This is a genomic window from Streptomyces millisiae (assembly GCF_031845425.1).
GTDB classification, from domain to species: Bacteria; Actinomycetota; Actinomycetes; order Streptomycetales; family Streptomycetaceae; genus Streptomyces; species Streptomyces millisiae.
Genome location: NZ_JAVREM010000222.1, coordinates 1 through 496 on the forward strand (window position 1 = coordinate 1; position 496 = coordinate 496).

Sequence of the window (496 nt, forward strand, 5' to 3'; positions counted from 1 at the left end):
TCAACACGCGAAACGCGCCAGCGATCGCCGCCCCGGCCCACTCCCATCGGGTGTAGTCGCCAATGAACGGTATATCTTTCGCGACCGCAGCCGTTTCGTACAATATCTCCGAGTCATCGCTCAAGCTGAGGAGTATTGCGGGAGTAAACAATCGTGCCATGCCAGCGTCGCCGCCGACCGTACCTTTCTTAACCTCTTGATCAATGAGTTTTTGGCTACGAGGAGTGAAGAACCCACCCGCTTCCCGATACCACACCTCCAAGCGGGCCTTCGTCATGACGTTGAGGTCATTTAATTGGGCTGACGGAAACTGCACCACACTCTCACACCCTTCCTTCAAAGCAGTGAGCGAGACGCGATCGTGCCCCTGCGAGCGCTTATCGGTCTCAACGTTGATGGATCGCTTGAACGAGTCACCACCTACAGCCTGAACATGCCACGGCGCAGTGCAACCCGCGGCACGACAGTGCGGCGGGCTTGCGCTTCGATAGGTCAG

Annotated in this window: 1 protein-coding gene; it reads right to left on the minus strand. The window is 57.5% G+C overall.

Annotation, left to right across the window (positions count from 1 at the left end; genetic code table 11):
• A partial coding sequence (locus RNC47_RS36345) for a hypothetical protein (RefSeq protein WP_311605140.1) occupies window positions 1–319 on the minus strand: 319 nt, incomplete at its 3' end.
• Window positions 320–496 lie beyond the last annotated feature (177 nt).